Origin of the sequence: Endobacterium panacihumi (genome assembly GCF_050847465.1) — a bacterium.
GTDB lineage: Bacteria > Pseudomonadota > Alphaproteobacteria > Rhizobiales > Rhizobiaceae > Neorhizobium > Neorhizobium panacihumi.
Genome location: NZ_JBOZRA010000002.1, coordinates 164378 through 178869, shown reverse-complemented (window position 1 = coordinate 178869; position 14492 = coordinate 164378). Strand labels below are relative to the sequence as shown.

11 protein-coding genes are annotated in these 14492 nt (G+C 60.0%); 8 read left to right on the top strand and 3 right to left on the bottom strand.

Annotated elements, in window-relative coordinates; translation table 11 throughout:
• The first annotated feature begins 11 nt into the window (after positions 1-11).
• On the top strand, positions 12-1325 hold the full coding sequence (locus ACRQ1B_RS12705; RefSeq protein ID WP_432294590.1) for an aspartate aminotransferase family protein: 1314 nt from the start codon (positions 12-14) through the stop codon (positions 1323-1325).
• A 717-nt stretch (positions 1326-2042) separates the two neighbouring features.
• On the opposite strand, the gene ACRQ1B_RS12700 is transcribed toward ACRQ1B_RS12705, so the two are convergent.
• On the bottom strand, positions 2043-2699 hold the full coding sequence (locus ACRQ1B_RS12700; protein WP_432294040.1) for a hypothetical protein: 657 nt from the start codon (positions 2697-2699) through the stop codon (positions 2043-2045).
• A 287-nt stretch (positions 2700-2986) separates the two neighbouring features.
• The gene (locus ACRQ1B_RS12695) at positions 2987-4042 is read right to left on the bottom strand and encodes a LacI family DNA-binding transcriptional regulator (RefSeq protein WP_432294039.1); all 1056 of its coding nucleotides are present in this window, start codon (positions 4040-4042) and stop codon (positions 2987-2989) included.
• A 142-nt stretch (positions 4043-4184) separates the two neighbouring features.
• Between ACRQ1B_RS12695 and bglB the strand changes: the two genes are divergently transcribed.
• The 7 genes from bglB (at position 4185) to ACRQ1B_RS12660 (ending at position 13311) form a co-directional block, all read left to right on the top strand.
• Positions 4185-5276 (top strand): beta-galactosidase BglB, encoded by a 1092-nt coding sequence (bglB, locus tag ACRQ1B_RS12690; protein WP_432294038.1) that lies wholly within the window; start codon positions 4185-4187, stop codon positions 5274-5276.
• Positions 5276-6112: a 5-dehydro-4-deoxy-D-glucuronate isomerase gene (gene kduI / locus ACRQ1B_RS12685; protein WP_432294037.1), complete on the top strand. Its 837-nt coding sequence runs from the start codon at positions 5276-5278 to the stop codon at positions 6110-6112. The genes bglB and kduI overlap by 1 nt, the downstream gene beginning before the upstream one ends.
• A gap of 14 nt (positions 6113-6126) precedes the next feature.
• Positions 6127-8607, top strand: coding sequence for a hypothetical protein (locus ACRQ1B_RS12680; RefSeq protein WP_432294036.1), 2481 nt, complete (start codon positions 6127-6129; stop codon positions 8605-8607).
• A gap of 55 nt (positions 8608-8662) precedes the next feature.
• Positions 8663-9931, top strand: a complete 1269-nt coding sequence (locus tag ACRQ1B_RS12675; RefSeq protein WP_432294035.1) for an ABC transporter substrate-binding protein — start codon at positions 8663-8665, stop codon at positions 9929-9931.
• Between the two features lie 204 nt (positions 9932-10135).
• Positions 10136-11140 carry a carbohydrate ABC transporter permease gene (locus tag ACRQ1B_RS12670; protein ID WP_432294034.1) on the top strand — a complete coding sequence of 335 codons (1005 nt, stop codon included), beginning with the start codon at positions 10136-10138 and terminating at the stop codon, positions 11138-11140.
• A complete protein-coding gene (locus ACRQ1B_RS12665; RefSeq protein ID WP_432294033.1) occupies positions 11140-12204 on the top strand; it encodes a carbohydrate ABC transporter permease in 1065 nt (354 codons plus the stop codon). The genes ACRQ1B_RS12670 and ACRQ1B_RS12665 overlap by 1 nt, the downstream gene beginning before the upstream one ends.
• A gap of 9 nt (positions 12205-12213) precedes the next feature.
• Entirely contained in the window at positions 12214-13311 is a 1098-nt protein-coding gene (locus ACRQ1B_RS12660; RefSeq protein ID WP_432294032.1) for an ABC transporter ATP-binding protein, read from the top strand.
• Between the two features lie 2 nt (positions 13312-13313).
• Here the strand turns inward: ACRQ1B_RS12660 and ACRQ1B_RS12655 are convergent, their stop codons facing one another.
• Positions 13314-14471 carry an LLM class flavin-dependent oxidoreductase gene (locus ACRQ1B_RS12655; RefSeq protein WP_432294031.1) on the bottom strand — a complete coding sequence of 386 codons (1158 nt, stop codon included), beginning with the start codon at positions 14469-14471 and terminating at the stop codon, positions 13314-13316.
• Positions 14472-14492: the final 21 nt, after the last annotated feature.

The following is a 14492-nucleotide window of genomic DNA, read 5'->3' as shown; positions in this document are numbered from 1 at the left end:
CGACAGCGACCATGGTCAACGGTTTCGATGCCGCCCGGCTCGGCAGCCTGCCGGAGCGTGAGCGCAAACTGATCGAACGGCGGCAGGCGCTGCTGGGCCCGTCCTATCGGCTGTTTTACGAAACACCGGTGCATGTCACGCGCGCCGAAGGTGTGTGGCTTTATGGGCCGGATGGCGAGGCCTATCTCGATGCCTATAACAATGTGCCCTCGGTCGGTCATTGCCACCCGCATGTGGCGCAGGCCATCGCGCGGCAGGCGACGGAACTCAACACGCATACGCGTTATCTCGGCGAGCAGATTCTCGATTATTCCGAACGGCTGCTGGCGACGTTTCCGGCCGGTCTGGACCGGGTCATGTATACCTGCACCGGCAGCGAGGCGGTCGATCTGGCGCTGCGTCTGGCGCGGTATTACACCGGCGGCACCGGCATCATCATCACCGAAAACGCCTATCACGGCGTCACGACCGCGGCGGCCGAAATCTCGCCGTCGCTCGGCCCCAACATGCCGCTCGGCCAGCATGTGCTGACCGTGCCGGCACCCGATACCTATCGCGCCGAAGGCCGCGATGTCGGTGCGGCGCTGGCGGACGATGTGGCGAAGGCGATCGCGCATTTTCGTCGCCGCGGCATCACGCCGGTGGCCTTTATCGCCGATGGCATTTTTTCGACGGACGGCATTTTTTCCGATCCAGCCGGTTTCCTGCAACCCTTAGCTAAACTGCTGCAGGACGAAGGCGTGCTTTATATCGCCGACGAGGTGCAGCCGGGTTTCGGACGTCTGGGTTCACATATGTGGGGTTTTATGCGCCATGACATTACCCCTGATATCGTGGTGATGGGCAAGCCGATGGGCAATGGCATGCCGATTGCGGCCGCCGTGATGAAGGCCGATATCCAGGAAAAATTCGGTCAGGATATCCGCTATTTCAACACGTTCGGCGCCAATAATGTGTCGATTGCCGCCGCTTCTGCCGTGCTGGATGTGATCGAGAGCGAAGGCCTGATGCAGAATGCGCAGGCGACCGGCGATTACATGCTGGCGGGCATGCGTAAGCTGCAGGAGAAATTCGCGTCGATCGGCGATGTCAGGGGCACGGGCCTGTTCCTCGGTCTGGAATTCGTGAAGGACCGCGACAGCAAGAAGCCGGATGGCGCCTTGTCACTGAAGGTCGTTAACGCGCTGCGCGACCGGCGAGTGCTGATCAGTGCATCGGGCCGCCAAGGCAATGTGCTGAAAATCCGCCCGCCGCTGCCGTTTGCCCAGGACAATGCCGATCTGTTTCTTGCTGCGCTCGAAGACGTGCTTGTCGAAATCGGCTAGCGTCTTCCATCGACCAAATGGGGCGCTCCGGAAAGAGGATAGAGTCCTCACTTGGTGATCTGAGGTTTTCAAAAAACTCCCGCGATTTGCGGGTCATGCGGTCGGGGCACGGTTTGTGCCTCTACTTAAATTTTTTATGTGACACGCACCGTGCCCCGTTTCGGCGGTTTATGCCCGCGACTTGGGTTCCTCTGCAAAAGCCATCCCGGTAATTGCTAACCGACTGGCGATCATGTGTGCCGCACAGGCACGTCCGACGCGCGCTTTCGGGCCTCAGAAGCCATGCGAGTTTTGACGCCCGCACAACTTCCCCCGTGTCGCCGGAGGGGAACCAGTTTCCGCGAACCCTGCTGCTGGAGACTTACGTCTTTTCTCCACCACCAGCGCCGGCTCCACCTCGCCGGGACGCCTCCCGGTGTATCCGCGATGGAACGGGACCAGTGTAGGCATGGGTTTTCGGAGGGTGGACGAAGTCAAATGCAACTATTTTACAAATGATTGATTTGGCTTGGATATATTTTCAGGCGGAGCGGTTTTTTCTTCCGATGATGTTCTTTTTGCGAAGTTTTGGTCGCTTATGGAATGGGTAAGTTTGCTATCTGGCCCTTTGCGGACATTAGTGCGATGCGTTACCAATGTCCGTGCGCCAAGCGCATAATCTTCGGGTAGTAAGCACAAGCGTTCTCGATAGATCAGACTATAACCGCTTATGGCGGGTCACAATGAAATCATGTTGAGGAGTTCATCTACAGGCTTTTGCTCTTGGGCCAGCGCCTGCTGTGGGCTTGCTTTTCCTAAGACCTCTAGCAGATCATCGACAAATGAATTCGACCCTGCACCAATGTTATAAGAGGCTAGAAGGTCCCCAACGTTTTCTGATGTAAGCTCGCCGTCGAGATATCCAGCATCTCGCTGCGATGCCACGTTATTGATGAAATCCATCGCCTGTTGGACCATTTTCTGATCCTCTGCAGATGGCGGGAAACCGTTATCATCGAGGGCAACTGTGAAACCTCCGAGAATGAACATGTTATAGCCGGTCATTTGTTTGAACAGGTCCATGTCGGAGGCTGACGGATATATTGCGCCGTCCGTTTCGGTAAGCTTGGAGCCGTTCAATTCCGTAACAATTGCACGCGCTGCGAACGTTTTGTCAGACCATCCTTGGGCGCGCATATCAAATGAATACGTTCCGTCATCATTCTCTGTAATGCGATCGCCAACAGAAGGATCTTCCCGCAGGTTATCGAGCATGTCTTCCAGTGATGGAGGGGCATCGTTCTTAGAAGAATCTGTAGAGCTATTTGCATCCGTCTTTTGAGCTTTAGAAGCACCATAATAGCTGTTTTGTGAATAGCTTCCGTGGATTTGCATACCAACTCCTCATTAGACCCCAGTATGAATACAGCATGCCCGCAACATAAGGTTGCATGCTTGCGCCTGGCTGTTCTGCGATAGTCGCTCAGCTTATCGGCGGGATCGAGCAATCGGGAAGGTGCGTTCGATGTGCGTGTGCATGTTGGCCAAGGCGATCGGTGGATGGCTCTCGGTCGGAGGCAAACCATGTCCCAAAGTTGAGCTTTGGAGTAAGTCTTCTATTGGCAGCATCGCTGCCCACTTTGCGGCATGCTCCGACGGATGCCACCGTTTGCCCCGCAAACCTAACGCATCCCCGCCGGCGCGCTGACCGATCGCCGTTCCACCACATGGCAGGCAAGCTCGATGCGGCGTGACAAAGCCGGCACGCCGGAACAGAGGTCGCGCAGCAGATCGACCGCCGTCATGCCGATTTCGCGCATGGGAATATGCACGGTGGTCAGCGGTGGATTGAGAAAGGCGGCCTGCGGCAGGTCGTCCATGCCCATCACCGACACGTCCTCCGGCACTCTGTAACCCGCCTGCTGCACGGCCATCATCGCGCCGGCCGCAAGGCTGTCGCCGGCCGTCAGGATGGCGGTGAAATCGAGGCCTTTTTGAGCGATACGGTCCGCGATCGCCTGTGTCGCCAGTTCCGGCAGCCAGTCGTCGACGCTGACGGTCATGTCCGGTGTCGGGGTGATGCCGCGATGGCGCAGCGCATCCCAAAAACCTTCCTGGCGGCGTTCGATGGTGCGGCGGCCGGGGCGCATGAGGAAGAGGATGCGGCGGTGGCCGAGATCGAGCAGGCGATCGGTGGCCAGTTGTGCGGCGGAACGGTTGCAGGGCGTGACGCTCGACAGCCGCATATGCGGATCGTCGCCATTGATCAGCACGACCGGCTTGTCGAAGGCGCGGGTGGCGGCCAGCATGCGTTCGTCATCCACCGTCAGGAATAACAGGCCTGTCACGTCGGGATCGCTGCCCGCCTCGTCGAGGACGGAACGTTCGTCGCTGGCATCGGCAATCGGGCGGGTGATGATATCGAGGCCGAGCATGTTTGCGCGGTCGCGAGCACCTTCCAGAACATGCAGGGTGAACTGGTTGCGCACGTAATCGATCATGGCAGCACTTGAGGCGGCAATGACGATTTTTTTGCCCGGCACGGGCGCCGGCATCGGGTAATTGGCGTCCTTTGCGGCTTCGAGAATGCGCTGGCGGATATCGTCGCGTACGCCTTTTTCACCAGTCAAAGCACGTGACACCGTGCTCAGCGAAACACCGACTTTTTCGGCGATATCTTCCAGCCGTACACGCCGGCTTTTTTTGCCGCGCTTGTTGGGAATTGCTGCGTCCGCCATCGATCCTCTCCGGTAATCGCCACCAGACTGCAAAAAATTTTCAGATTGCGCAATCGCAAATCCGGTGTTTACATCCGCTCACCGCTCGGGAGAAGCGGATTGGAGGACCGCTTTCGAAAGAGGGCGGAAGGAGGACAAGAGGATGGGCCTTTCTGCCCTGAAAATCCGTGGGAAGCTTGATCTGCTCGTCACCGGCATGACCGGCCTGCGGGATGACGGTCGCTTTCACGAACCCAATCTCGACGGTTCGGCCGGCGATTACATTTCCTTCGATAGCTGGGAATGGCCGCAGGGCGTTGGCCTTTATGGCCTGATCCGGCTGTGGCAGTTCACCGGTCGCGACGACCTCAGGGTCCTGATCGAGAACTGGTATGCCTCCCGCATCGAGGCTGGTTTGCCGAAACTCAACGTCAATACGACGGCGCCGATGCTGGGGCTTTCGGTTCTGTGGCGCGAAACCCGCGATCCGCGCTGGCAACCTGTGCTGGATGCGTGGGCGAACCGCGCGGTCACCGAAATGGGCCGCACGCGGGAAGGCGCTTTTGCGCATCACGTCTCCGACAAGGTCAATGACGACGAGCTCTGGGATGACACGCTTTATATGGTGGCGCTGTTCCTTGCCTCCTACGGTCAGGCGAGCGGCCGCACCGAGTTGGTCGATGAGGCGGTCAAACAGTTTCTCGTCCATACCCGTTATCTGGCCGACAAAAAGACCGGCCTGTGGTTCCACGGCTGGACGTTTCAGGGGCACCACAATTTTGCAGAGGCGCGCTGGGCGCGCGGCAATGCCTGGATCACCGCGGGCATGCTCGACCTTTTCGATCTCGCCGATGTTCCGGCGGCAGTGAAGGAATTTTTGACCGGCGTTCTGGTGGCGCAGGTGGATGCGCTCCTCGCGTTGCAGACGGCATCCGGCGCGTGGCGCACGCTGCTGGATGATCCGACTTCCTATGAGGAAATTTCGGCGACGGCCGGTTTCGGTTATGGCCTGCTCAAGGGGCATCGGCTGGGGCTCGGCACGCCGGAATGGCGGCAGGCCGGTTTGCGGGCCGTCGAGGCGCTGCTTGCCAATATCGATGATGCGGGCACGGTGCTGAACGTTTCCTACGGCACCCGCATGGGCCATGACCTGCAGTTCTATCGCGACATCCCGATCCAGCCGACCGGTTACGGGCAGGCGCTGGCGATCCTCTGCCTGTCCGAGGCGCTGCGCCATGTCGAAGGAGAGGTGTGATGGTGATGAAGGTTCTGTATGGCGCCGGCCCGGATGACATCAAAGGTTTTGATACGGCGCGGTTGCGCAAGGAGTTTCTGGTCGAGGACCTTTTCCGGGCGGGTGAGGTGAGCTTTACCTATACCCATGTCGACCGTCTGATCCTTGGTGGTGCGGTGCCGCTGGATGCGACGCTTACCTTCGGCTCGGGCAAGGATATCGGCACGCCCTATCTTTTGTCGGCGCGTGAAATGGGCGTTGCCAATCTGGGCGGTGCCGGAACGATCACGGTCGATGGTGAGGTTTTCGAACTGGAAAACCGCGATATTCTCTATATCGGCCGGGGTACACAGAAAATTTCGGTTGCCAGTCATTCGGCTGACAGGCCGGCGCGCTTCTACATGAATTCGGTTCCGGCCGGGGCGGATATCCTGCATCGGCTGATCAAACGGGCAGAATCGAAGCCACTGGATCTTGGTGAGGCAAAACGCTCCAACAAGCGGAATCTGCGGATGTATATCCACCCGCAGGTGGCGCCCTCCTGCCTGCTGCTGATGGGCATTACCGATCTGGCCGAAGGTTCTGTCTGGAACACCATGCCGCCGCATCTGCATGAACGGCGCATGGAGGCCTACTGCTATTTCGACCTCGCGCCGGAAGAGCGTGTCATCCACCTGATGGGACGGCCGGAGGAAACGCGGCATCTGCTGGTCAAGAACCTCGATGCGGTTCTGTCGCCGGCATGGTCCATCCATATGGGGGCGGGGACCGATGGTTACGCCTTCGTCTGGGGCATGACCGGCGAAAACCAGGAATATAACGACGTGGCCCCGGTGGCCTTAAGCGAACTCAGGTAAGGCGGCAGGCGAGCATGAACCCGGAACAGAACTGGATGCGCAAGACATTGAAGCCGGGCGACGCCGTGCGTTACTGGCAGCTGGGCCGCATCGCCGAGGAACGTTTCGATGTGCCCGACGCGCCGATGAAGGGCGAGATGGATCCGTTCTTCTTCCTCACCAAGGTCAAGAACTTCATTCCGCATGAATATCCCTGCCGAACCATTTTTGCCGAGACCTATCGTGACAAGCGGCCGGATGTACGCGGAGAATTCGAGGCGTCGCGCTGGTGGTTGCCCTTCGGTTCGCCCCGGCTCGATCTGTCCGGTTTCTGGTTCCGCCCGACGCGGCTGGCCACATGGACGCGCACCTATGTCGAGGCGGAAACGGCGGGCACGGCAAAGATCCGGCTCGGCACCTGCGGCGGCGCGGTTCTGTGGCTGAACGGTGCGGAAGTGGGCTGGATGGCGCCCTATAGCCGCAATCTCGAAGCCAAGCAGGAATTCGAGCTGGAACTGACCGCCGGTCTGAACGAGATTGTGCTGTTTTTCGATGATCTCGCCGAACGCGATGCCCGTTATTTCTACCAGTTCGATTATCTTTCCGGCCCCGCCGCCAATGTCGCACTGCCGGTTCCGGTCGCGGGTGCCGTGGCGGACAGTCTTGAAGAGGCGCTGGACGGCATGCATCTCGACCGCCAGCATTATTTTGGCGGCGATATCACCGTGCTGTTTGCCAAGGCCTTGCCGGTCGAGGCCAAGGTCAATGTCGCCATCGAAGGCGATTTCATGTCGCGTGAACGCTTCGATTACGATTTCGAGCTTCCGGCCGGTGTCGGTAGCCTCAATGTCGGGCCATCCGAAAACGCCCCTGCCGATTTCCGCCATCTGCGCGTGACGTTGAATGCCGGCGGTTTTGTCGCCTCGCGTTCGGTGGGCGTGGAAATCTGCCATGCGGCGCGTCAGGGGGATGCTTCGTCATCGCTTTCTCAGCGCATCACCGACACGCTGACTGAAGTGTCGGAATATTCCGAGCGGGACACCGTTCGTGCTTTTGCCCGGCTGGCGAGTGGTCGTGGAGGTGCTGATACCGATGCGATGATCGAGGAAATCCTGCCGTCGATCGAGGATTGCCATGACTGCGCCGATTTTTCGCTGGTGCCGCTGATCTGGTCGCGCACGACCTGGGGCGGCGATATCAACGAGAAGACGCGCGCCCGCATCGATGCCGCCATCCTCAACTATCGGTACTGGATGGATGAGCCGGGCAATGACGTGCAATGGTATTTTTCGGAAAACCACGCGCTGCTGTTTCATACCTCCGCTTATCTGGCCGGTCATCTTCTTCCCGACGCCACGTTCGTGCGTTCCGGCCGCAAGGGTTCGGAGCAGGCGAAGGTCGGTGCGGAACGGGTGCGGGCATGGCTCGATCATTTCGAGCACTGGGAAATGGCGGAGTTCAATTCGGCTCCCTATTTCCCGATCGACCTCAAGGGCCTGACGGCGCTGGCAGCCCTTTCGCCGGACAAGGATATTGCCGACCGTGCCAAGGCCGGGATCGTGCGGCTTGCCGAAATCATCGCCCGTTCGGCGCATCACGGCATGGTGACAGCGGCGCAGGGGCGGTCTTACGAACATACGCTGTGCGCCGGTCGTTCGCTGGAGCTTTCGGCGGTTGCCCGCCTGCTTTGGGGCAAGGGGTTTTATGGCCGCCGCGTCCATTGCCTGCCGCAGATGGCGGTTTGCCTGCGCGATCATGGGCTGGTCATCCCGAAAGAATTCGCAGCGATCGCCGATCATCAGGGCGATCAGCATCAGGAATGGCGGTTTGCGCAGGGCGAAAACTCGTTCGCTGCGCTTTATCATTACAAGGGCAGAAATTTCGCCATGGGCTCGACGGTGCATTACCGTTGGGACGAATGGGGTTATCAGGAAACCGTGCTGCACCTGCGCATCGGGCAAAAACCGGAAGCGGCGATCTGGATCAACCATCCGGGTGAGACGATCCAGTTCGGTTACGGACGTCCGTCCTATTGGGGCGGTTGCGGCACCATTCCGCGCGTGCAGCAATATCGTGGCTTGGCGGTGCTGGAGTTTACCACCTACGAGGAGCAGCCCAACTTTACCCATGCCTGGTTCCCGGCGGCGGAGTTCGATGAAAGCCGTGTTTCGGGCAGTCTTGCGCTGGCGCGTTCGGGTGAGGGTGCCGTGCTTTTGCGCGCAGGTTCCGATCTTGAGGCAACGAAAGAAGGTCCTTCCGCCGGAGCGGAACTGCGCCAGTATGGCCAGAAGACAAGCTGGATCGTGCGTGTCTGCGAGACCGGTGATCTGGCCGCGGTGGAAAGCCGGTTCGGCGCTCTGCAGGTTGAACGGTCGGGTGACGGCACACTCGTTGTTGCTGACCCGGAATATGGTAGCGTGTCTTTCCGGGCCGATGGCACGGTGGAGGCGGAAGGCCGCGTGATAACGCGCGGAGACTATGACGTGAAGGGCGAAGCAACACTGCTTGGCGCTTGAGATTGGTCAATGGACGGGTTGGGAGGCCTTGGTCCATCAGAGGAGGAAAATGCGCATGAAGACCAGATCGCTTCTTACGGGCCTCGCGCTCGCTTTTCTCACCTCGACGGCGGCCCATGCCGGCGATGTGCGCATCATGTGGTATTCCGATGGCGTTGAAGGCGAGGTGATGAAGGACCTCGTCGGGCGTTTCATGAAGGAAAATCCCGGCATCAACGTCATTCTCGACAATGTTGCCTATAGCGTCATCAAGGAACAGCTGCCGGTGCAGCTGGAAGCCGGCAACGGCCCGGATATCGCCCGCGTCACCGCCATCAAGGAACTGTCGAAACACTGGCTGGATCTGCGCCCGCTGGTGAAGGATGCCAAATACTGGGACGACAATTTTGGTCTGCAGGCAGACTGGATGCGGCCTGACGGTTCCAACCAGATTTCCGGGTTCATGACGCAGATCACGCTGACCGGCGGTTATGCCAACAAGACCCTGTTCGATCAGGCCGGTGTGCCGATCCCCGGCCCGAAGGCGACATGGGAAGACTGGGCAACTGCCTCCAAGAAGGTGCAGGAAAGCCAGCAGGTGCCGTTCGCCATGGCGATCGACCGTTCCGGCCATCGCATCACCGCGCCGCTTCTCTCCTACGGCGCCAATTATATCGGCTCCGACGGCAAGCCTGCGCCGCTCGACAAGGGTGCGAAGGATTATCTCACAAAATTTGTCGGCTGGGCTGAAGACGGCACCGTCAGCAAGGATGTCTGGGTATCTGCTGCCGGCAGCACCTATCGTGCCGCGGCCGACGATTTTATCAACGGCCAGCTCGCCTTTTATTATTCCGGTTCCTGGCAGGTGGCGAACCTTGCCACCAAGATCGGCAACAATTTTGACTGGGTCGCGGTCGGCAGCCCCTGCGGCCCGGCCGCCTGCACCGGCATGCCGGGTGGTGCGGCACTGGTGGCGGTGAAATACACCAAGAACCAGAAGGACGTCGCCACGGTGATGGACTGGTTCGCGCAGGAAAAGATCGTCAAGGAATTTTCCGAACGCACGCTGTTCCTGCCCGGCCACAAGGCCGTGGTCGACAAGGGCGGCCTCGATTTCAAGTCGGACAATGAGCAGGCCAAGGCCGCGCTGAACGTGTTTGTCGGTGCCACCAAGACGACTTCCGAAGCCGCGCTGAAACTGCCGGGCTGGCGCTGGTCGGATACCGTTTATGCGGCGATCGTGACGCGTATCGGCCAGACGCTGGCGGGTGAGCTGAAGATCGATGATGCATTTACGCGCATCGATGCGGATATCGCCCAGAAGGTGAAGGATGCGGGCAAGTAACCACATCAGCTACGGTTGAGAAGCTGCCCCTCACCCTAGCCCTCTCCCCGCATGCGGGGAGAGGGGACTTGCCTCGATTGCCGTCCACAGATTGAGGCACAGCAGTGCCACAACTCCCTTCTCCCCGCCTGCGGGGAGAAGGTGGCGGCAGCCGGATGAGGGGCCAATCACGAAACGCGAAGTCGGCGGGAGATCAAGCAACGAATGACCAAACCATCTCTCTCCAGCCTCATCATGGCCCCCATCAACGCCGTCATGCGCATCATCGATGCGCCGCTGCGTCGCTTGCAGAAGGCGACCGGCATCGGTGGCATGGCGGCGTTTTTCCTTGCGCCGAACATGCTCATCTTCGGCATCTTCGTGCTGCTGCCTCTCGTCATCAATTTCGTCTACTCGATGACCGGCGGCACCGCCTTCTTCCTGTCCGAGCGCGATTTTATCGGCGGGGCGCAATATTCCCGCCTGTTCGAGTGCCAGAACTATCTCGATCCGATGTCGTGTCAGGAGGATGCCTTCTGGACCGCCGTCGGCAACACGTTCTGGTTCGTGGTGCTGCAGGTCTCGCTGATGATCCTGACGGCGCTGATCACGGCGCTGATCCTGAACCGCGAACTGGCCGCCCGGTCCTTCTGGCGCGCCGTTTTTTTCTTTCCGGTGCTTCTGTCGCCGGTGGTGGTCGGCCTGATCTGGAAATGGATTCTGCAAAGGCAGGGCCTGCTCAATTTTGGCCTCTACCAGTTCGGCATGGACCCATACACGTGGCTCACAGACCGCAACTGGACCTTTGCCGCCACGATCGGCGTGTCGCTCTGGGCGCATATGGGGTTTTATGCGCTGATCATTCTGGCCGGCCTTCAGGCGATCCCCAAGGATCTCTACGAGGCGGCCGAGATGGACGGCACGAAACCGGCGCGCGTCTTCTGGCGCATCACGCTGCCGTTGCTGGCGCCGAACCTTCTGGTCGTGGTGGTGCTGGCGCTGATCAAGTCGGTGCAGGTGTTCGATGAAATCTACGTGCTGACCGGCGGCGGTCCGGGCACGAGCACGCTGTTCCTGACGCAATATATCTATGAAACCGGCTTTGCCTCGGCGCTGCGTAATCCGGGTCTGGCGGCTGCCGCCTCGATCCTGATGGGCACGGTGCTGGTGGTGTTGACGCTGATCCAGCTCGGCATCGGCAAGCGCGGCGAAAACAAGGGGAAACGCTGATGGGAAAGGTCGCGCATTTCATTCTGCGCCGGCGGGGCGCCCATGGCAGCGGCAAGGGCTGGCACTGGACCGATGTGTTTACATGGGTCTGGCTGATCGGCGGGCTGATCATCATGTTCGGCCCGGCCGTCTGGCTGGTATTTTCCTCGCTGAAGACCCCGGCGGCGCTGGCGGAATTCCCGCCGTCGATCCTCCCCTATGTCACCAGCCAGGCGACGGTCGAAGGGTATGACAAGCCGCTGATGCTTTATGATGCGAAAATGCCGGACGGTTCGACGCGGGTTCTCGCCGAAGTCCGGCGTATCGGGCTGGTGGCGCAGATGGTCGATCCGAAGGCGGCGGGCGAGATCGTCAAGGTCAATATCAACGACCGCACGCCGGTGCGCACCATGTCGTTTGCCACCAACAATTATACCGAACCCTTCGTGCATTTCGATTTCCTGCGGTACCTGTGGAACTCGGTTTTCGTGACGGTGGTGGCAACTGTCATCACGCTCGTGGTCAATTCCATGGCGGCCTTCGCGCTGTCGAAATACGAGTTCAAGGGGCGCTCGCTCGCCATGCTCGTCATCCTCGCGACGCTGATGGTGCCGCTGTCGGTGATCATGGTGCCGCTTTATTCGATCATCTCGACGCTTGGCCTGTTCAACAGTCTCTGGGGCGTGATCCTGCCGACGGTGGCGACGCCGACCGGCGTGTTCATCCTGCGGCAATACATGCTGACCATTCCCGACGAATTGCTCGACGCGGCGCGCATGGACAAGGCCTCGGAATGGCAGATCTACTGGCGCATCGTGTTGCCGCTCACGGCGCCGGCGCTGGCGGTTCTGGCGATCTTTTCGGTCGTCTGGCGCTGGAACGACTTTTTGTGGCCGCTGATCGTGCTGTCGCGGCGTGAGCTTTACACTTTGCAGGTGGGGCTGAGCATCTATTCCGGCGAACTCAATGTGCAATGGCACTTCATTCTGGCGATGACCGTCGTCACCATGATCCCGGTCGTGCTGGTCTTCATCTTCCTGCAGCGTTTCATCACCACCGGCATTGCCGGCACCGGCCTGAAGTAAGGGACACCGATGGGCGAAATCAAACTCACCGACGTCAAGAAATCGTTTGGCGCACTCGCGGTCCTGAAAGACATCGACCTGCATATCAAGGACGGCGAATTCGTCGTTTTTGTCGGTCCCTCGGGCTGCGGAAAATCGACGCTTCTGCGCACCATTGCGGGGCTTGAAAAGGTCACAGGCGGCGAAATCCAGATCGACGGCAGACGCGTCAACGAGGTGACGGCGGCCGATCGTGGGCTCGCCATGGTGTTCCAGTCCTATGCGCTCTATCCGCATATGAGCGTGCGTCAAAACCTCGCGTTCGGGCTGGAAAATTCCAACATGCCGAAGGCGGAGATGTCAGAGCGCATCAACGAAGCGGCGCGCATGCTGGAGATCGAGGCCTATATGGATCGTCGTCCGGGCCAGCTTTCAGGTGGTCAGCGCCAGCGCGTCGCCATCGGCCGCGCCATCGTGCGCCGCCCGACCGCCTTCCTGCTGGATGAGCCGCTTTCCAACCTCGATGCCGAATTGCGTGTTTCTACCCGTGCGGAACTGGCGGCGCTGCATGCGCGGCTGGGGTCAACGATGATCTATGTCACCCATGATCAGGTGGAGGCGATGACGCTTGCGCATCGCATCGTCGTCATGCGCGCGGGAAAAATCGAGCAAGTCGGCACGCCGCTGGAGCTTTACAACGAGCCGGCAAATCGCTTCGTTGCGGGTTTTATCGGCGCGCCGCACATGAATTTTTTGAAGGCCGATGTGCTGGCCGTGTCCGCCGGTTCGGCGACGCTCACCTTCGCCGGTGGTTATCGTGCGGACCTGCAGACCGGACAGGCGAAACTGCATGTCGGCGACAAGGTGACAGTCGGCGTTCGGCCGCAGCATCTGGTCGTCAGCAGCGATCCGCAACATCCGGCGGCAAAGATTTATCTCGTCGAGGCGCTGGGATCGGAAACCGTCGTGCATGGCGATATCGGCGGCGAAAAGCTGCTGGCGGTGCTGCCGGGCCAGCAGCGGCTGAATGCGGGCGACAGGGTGCATTTCGACCTGTCGAAACCGGTCCTGCATGTGTTCGACGACAATGGCCACCGCCTGTTTACCCATCCCGGGCAGGCCGGCTGAGGTTAATGGCGTTCGCCTGTGCCAAGCGGCGTGGCGGGCGTCTCTTTTGGCACGCGACCGTATGCATGCGGCAGCGAGCAGGTTTTTAAGTGCGGCAGGACCTTTGTGCCAAAATGTTCGGCTTCGTCCAGATGCGGGTAACCGGAAAAGATGAAGGCGCGGATGCCCATCTTTCGATAGGCCTCGATTTCGGAAAGCACCTGATCGGTGGAGCCGACGATGGCGGCACCGCAGCCGGAACGGGCGCGGCCGATACCGGTCCAGAGATGGCGCTCCACATAACCGAACTGGTCGGCCAGTTCGCGGGCGCGCGCCTGATGCGACACGCCGAGCGAAATGCTGTCATGCGCCCGTTCGCGGATCAGCTTGCCGTATTCGTCATCGAGTTTGGAAACCAGATGTTCGGCATAGTCGCGCGCTTCCTGTTCGGTATCGCGCACGATCATGTGGACCCGCAACCCGTAATCCAGCACGCGCCCATGCGCCTGCGCGCGGGCATGCACGGCGCGCATGCGTTCCGCCAGCTGTTCCTTCGGCTCCGGCCACATCAGGTAGACGTCGCATTGCGCGCCGCAGAGTTCCAGCGCATCGGGTGAATAGCCGCCGAAATAGAGGAGCGGCCCACCGTTCTGCTGATAGGGGCGGGCGGGTTCGGTGGAGACGTTTTTGAACTGGTAGATCTCGCCGTCGTGGTCGATCGTCTCGCGTGTCCAGGCCTGCCGCAGGATTTCAACCACCTCATGGCTGCGGCGATACCGATAGGCGCTGTCTGCGACCTCGCCCGGAAAATCCGAACTGATGACGTTGAGCGTCAGGCGACCCTTCAGCATGTGGTCGAGCGTGGCGACGGTGCGGGCCAGCATGATCGGCTGCATTTCACCGCAGCGGATCGCCGTCAGCATGTTGATGTCTTTCGTGATCGGCGCGCAGGCGGCGACAAAGCTCAGCGTATCCTGCCCGACCTGATAGGAGGAGGGGCAGAGAATGTTGCGAAAACCCAGCGCCTCTGCCTTTTTCACGATCTCAAAACAGTGTTCGAAGCTGGAGCGCAGGGCACCATCGGGCACCCCGAGAAAGGCGTAATCATCCGAGCAAAGCGCGGAAAACCACGAGATTTCCGAGGCATCGAGGTCGGCGGATCGGACGGGTACAACGGTCATCGGAATTCTCCTCCCCGAGAT

Excerpts from the sequence above, each read along its gene's own strand:
- ACRQ1B_RS12705 (WP_432294590.1), top strand. The coding sequence starts at position 12 with ATGGTCAACGGTTTCGATGCCGCCCGGCTCGGCAGCCTGCCGGAGCGT.
- ACRQ1B_RS12700 (WP_432294040.1), bottom strand. The coding sequence starts at position 2,699 with ATGCAAATCCACGGAAGCTATTCACAAAACAGCTATTATGGTGCTTCT.
- ACRQ1B_RS12695 (WP_432294039.1), bottom strand. The coding sequence starts at position 4,042 with ATGGCGGACGCAGCAATTCCCAACAAGCGCGGCAAAAAAAGCCGGCGT.
- bglB (WP_432294038.1), top strand. The coding sequence starts at position 4,185 with ATGGGCCTTTCTGCCCTGAAAATCCGTGGGAAGCTTGATCTGCTCGTC.
- kduI (WP_432294037.1), top strand. The coding sequence starts at position 5,276 with ATGGTGATGAAGGTTCTGTATGGCGCCGGCCCGGATGACATCAAAGGT.
- ACRQ1B_RS12680 (WP_432294036.1), top strand. The coding sequence starts at position 6,127 with ATGAACCCGGAACAGAACTGGATGCGCAAGACATTGAAGCCGGGCGAC.
- ACRQ1B_RS12675 (WP_432294035.1), top strand. The coding sequence starts at position 8,663 with ATGAAGACCAGATCGCTTCTTACGGGCCTCGCGCTCGCTTTTCTCACC.
- ACRQ1B_RS12670 (WP_432294034.1), top strand. The coding sequence starts at position 10,136 with ATGACCAAACCATCTCTCTCCAGCCTCATCATGGCCCCCATCAACGCC.
- ACRQ1B_RS12665 (WP_432294033.1), top strand. The coding sequence starts at position 11,140 with ATGGGAAAGGTCGCGCATTTCATTCTGCGCCGGCGGGGCGCCCATGGC.
- ACRQ1B_RS12660 (WP_432294032.1), top strand. The coding sequence starts at position 12,214 with ATGGGCGAAATCAAACTCACCGACGTCAAGAAATCGTTTGGCGCACTC.
- ACRQ1B_RS12655 (WP_432294031.1), bottom strand. The coding sequence starts at position 14,471 with ATGACCGTTGTACCCGTCCGATCCGCCGACCTCGATGCCTCGGAAATC.